This window comes from Methylobacterium sp. (assembly GCF_028290105.1).
GTDB lineage: Bacteria > Pseudomonadota > Alphaproteobacteria > Rhizobiales > Beijerinckiaceae > Methylobacterium.
The window spans coordinates 1-3975 of sequence record NZ_JAQGKL010000297.1 but is presented as its reverse complement, the minus strand read 5'-3'; the positions used below and the strand labels follow the sequence as shown (position 1 = coordinate 3975).

At 66.0% G+C, this 3975-nt stretch carries 3 protein-coding genes; 2 read left to right on the top strand and 1 reads right to left on the bottom strand.

The features are described 5' to 3' along the window. Positions 1-1080, top strand: a 1080-nt coding sequence (locus JWQ05_RS19860; protein ID WP_299662356.1) for an FAD-dependent monooxygenase, incomplete at its 5' end; no start/stop codon positions are given. Positions 1081-1133: 53 nt separating this feature from the next. On the opposite strand, the gene JWQ05_RS19855 is transcribed toward JWQ05_RS19860, so the two are convergent. After that, on the bottom strand, positions 1134-2696 hold the full coding sequence (locus JWQ05_RS19855) for a formyl transferase (protein WP_299662353.1): 1563 nt from the start codon (positions 2694-2696) through the stop codon (positions 1134-1136). 276 nt (positions 2697-2972) lie between these two features. Here JWQ05_RS19855 and JWQ05_RS19850 point away from each other — a divergent pair. Then, positions 2973-3975 (top strand): GumC family protein (locus JWQ05_RS19850; RefSeq protein WP_299662351.1); only part of this gene is annotated, 1003 nt, incomplete at its 3' end.

Genomic DNA, 3975 nt, shown 5'->3' with positions numbered 1-3975 from the left:
CTTCATGCCGTCTACCCTGCGGACTTCCGGGCGGAGAAACTCGGGCAGATGCAGATGGATCAGTTCGACCGCCTCGGTCTCGGTCGGCAGGCCCGTAATGCCACCACCGCCGTGAACGAGATCTGGGTCTCGCGTTTCCAGCGGCTGGTGTCACGCCTTCCCGTTCGGGAATATGGCCTGCATTACGCGGATCTGGTCAATGCCATGCGCAATGCGCTTCCGGCATCCGCGGCCCTCACGATTGGTCGCGTCAAGGAGATCGAGACTGGCCCTGTCCAGCAGAGCGTCACACTGAATGACGGTCGCCGTCTCGATGGACGGCTCATCGTCCTGACGACGGGGTTGGGCGATACGCTGCGCCGCAAGGCCGGCATCGCCAAGCGGGTTCTCAGCACCAAACATTCGCTGTCGTTCGGCTTCAATCTCGCCGCACCCCCATCCGCTTTTCCATTCCCGTCTCTGACCCTGTACGGCGACGCGTTTCGGTCGCGGATCGCCTATGTCACCCTCTTTCCGATCGGGTCGACCATGCGGGTGAACCTGTTCGCCTACCACGACCTGTCCGACCCGTGGGTCAAAGCATTCCGAGCCTCACCCGAGGCCGTCCTGCGCTCCGCCTTGCCGGGACTCACGCGCCACTGCCCAGACCTGACGGTCAGCGGACCGGTCGAGATGCGTCCAGTCGATCTGGTCCAAGCCGAGGATTACCGCCGCGACGGCGTCATCCTGCTCGGGGACGCGTTCCTGTCGCCCTGTCCCATTCCGGGAACCGGGATCGGCAAGGTGCTCACCGATGTCGAACGGTTCTGCTCAGTCCATTTCCCGCGTTGGCTGGAGACGCCGGGCATGGACGCGGAAAAGCTCGCAAGCTTCTACGACGATCGCGTCAAGACCGCCGCCGACGCACAATGCATCCATGCCGGTCTCTACGCGCGTGCGATTGCCACCAACCCCGGACCGGCCTGGGCGGCCCGACGCTGGCGCAACTACTTGGGGCGTCATGTCATCCACGGCGTGAGCGGTCTGCGCGGCGCGCGCACTTCCATTAAAACAGCCGCGCGGTCGGTCGAGTCCGCCTGAGGACTGCGCGACCCGCTCACTGCGCGGCTATCGGTTGGCCTTGACCAAGGCGCTCAGCCGACGGGCGCACGTCGGAAACGTGGGGCCCGGGCCGAGCCGTCGATGAATTCGAAGTCCGCGCTGCGGTTCAGGGTGTGCAGGCGGCGGCCCTTCCAGGCCGGTCCCGCGCGCAGGATCGTCTCGACGGTCTGGGAATAGCCGCCCATGTCGAGGCGGTCGATGCGGGCGAGCGCCAGCGCTTCGCCATAGCCCCCTCGGCAATCCTGTACCGGTCTGATCAATGCGCCATCGCGTGAAACGATGCGGCCGGCGGGCCGGGCGGAGGCGATGTCGATCAGGACCGGATTGGCCGGGTGCGGCGTCCACGGTCCCTGGAAGTCCGGTGCCGACCACAGATGCAGCGCGTCGGAGAACGATCCGAGCCCCCATTCCGCACCGACGAGGGTGGGCGCGTCGCGCACCGTGGCAAACATCCACCAGCGCCCCCCGTGCTCGACGAGCGTCGTGTCGCTCGCGGTGATGCCCGACACCAGGGTCGCTTCCTTGACCCAACCTCCAGGGAAAGCGGTCGACCGGTAGAGATCGATCGTTCCGTTCGCACAGCTTTCCGGAACCATCCAAAGCGCGCCGTCCCGCTCGAACACGAAGGGATAGGAGAGATGGTAGGCCTCCTCCAGGACCGGAACCGGCTGTCCGCGAGGCCCGTCCCGGCCGAAGGCCACGGCCGAGATGATCGCCTTGCCGGTGGCGTGAGGATAATCCTCGACAAAAAGGACCGTGCGCCCCCCACGGTCGATCGGGAAGGGGTCCGCGTAGAAACGGTGTCCATCGTCGGGCAGGTCGCGCCATCCGCCCTCCGGGTGCGCGCGCAGGTCGACGAGATCGGGACCGCCCCCGAGTGCGCGCCAGCCCACCCGCCAATGCGGTGCCCGGTAGCAGAGATGATAGAGACGCCGGACGATCGACCAGGCCAGCATCCGCGAGGCGCGCTTCCCCAAGGCCGCAGCGCCGAGCCCTCGAGGCGCCGCCCCATCGACGTGCTCCGTCTCATTCCGGTGCGAACGAGGCTCGCCAGAGTTGAAGGGGGACATCTTCGATGCCGGTCCGCTGAGCGCCGACAGGATCAGCGTTGTGGTGCGCGCCAAGCCGTCCTCGAAGGCGGTCAGCAGGACACCTCCGGCCTCGGTACCAAAGCGCCCCGTGGCGATGATGCATCCCCCCTCCGACAGAGTCCCCACCGGCGCACGGCCGGCGAGCAGGGCACCGAGCAGAGCGGCTTCACCCGAATGCCCATCGAAGGCGAGGTGCCAAATCCGCTGGTTCGCGTCGGGCTCCGCGTCCCCGCAAAGGTCGATGACGAGGTCCGGCTTTTTCGTCGACGGCGGCGGAAAGGCCGCGAGCGCTCCGGGTTCCACCGTGCTCCACGATCCATCGAGTGGGCGGCGGTTCAGCATCGCTTCGAGACGAAACAACAGGCCGGCATTGTCGGGTAGAGCGCCCTGCCCCGGACGCCGGTCGATCTCGACCGACATTCCAGGCAATGCGGCGATGCGTTCGGCAAGCCGCACATGCCAGCGGCGCGGGTTCAGCCCGTCCAGACGCAGTCTCAGATGCATTTCAGCTTCGCCTCGGGTCAGGGCAGCCCGGATCACCCCGACGATCAGTCTTTGAAGGTTCTAAGCGCAGACAATATGAAGAAATAGACAACTCTGCAGTCGATGCAGATCGACAGATCTGCCGTAAACAAGATCGGACCGTGATTAACCATTTGTTTTCCACGTTCAGGACCGATTGCGAAAAAGCCCGATCCGTTGGGGATTCCTCAGTGAGTCGCCGCTTCAATAGGCGGCAGGATCCGCAAACGTCCGCCCGGTCGTGACTCGTAGAGATCGATGGCACAGATTGACAGACACATAGCGGCGGCGGATTGGATCGATCACGGCGAGCGCATGCGTCCCGCTCGGTCTCAACCGGACACGAGTGCCGAGATCGGCGACCTGTGGCGCATCCTCAGCGCACGGCGCGCATGGGTCATCGGGACGGCGGCGCTCCTCACGGCCATCGCTTTCGCCTACGGGATGCTCGCACCGCCGCTCTACGCGGCGACCGCGCAGATCCTGATCGATCCGCGCGACAAGCAGATCGTCACGAACGACGTCAATCCGATCGCGATGGCGCCCGACGGCGGCGTGATCCAGGTCGAGAGCCAGGCCCGCGTGATCGAATCGGATTCCGTGCTGACGCGCGCCTCCATCGCGGCCGGTCTGCTGACCGATCCGGAATTTGGCGCGCCTGGAAACGGCTTCCTCAACTGGGCCCTGCGATCCGTGCAGGGGGCCGATCAGGGAAGCGAGGCCGCTGAAACGACGAAAGCCGAGGCTCGCGCCGTGCGCGCATTGCGGCGCAAGCTCGCCGTCAAACGGGCAGACAAGGTCTTCGTGGTGGATGTCGTCGTCACCGCGAGCAATCCGGACAAAGCCGCGCGCATCGTCAACGCCATCGCCAGCGCCTATCTCCAAGACCAGGCAAGCGCACGCGCCGATGCGGCCACGCGCGCGTCGGGGGAGTTGCGCTCCCGGCTCGACGACCTGCGGCGGCAGGTCAACGACGCCGAGAACAAGGTCGAACATTTCAAGGCCGAAAACGGTCTCATCTCGGCCAGCGGCCGGCTGATCAGCGAGCAGCAACTCGCGGAGAGCAACAACCGCATCGTCGGCGCCCGTGCGCGGACGGCCGAAGCCCGCACCCGACTTCAGCAGATCAGGGATGCCCGCGGCACGGCCTTCGGGCCCGATGCGACCCCCGAGGCCATTCAATCGTCGGTGATCGAACGCCTGCGCGCCCAATATGCCGAACTCGTCAGCAAGGAGGCCGATCTGCGCACGCAACTCGGCG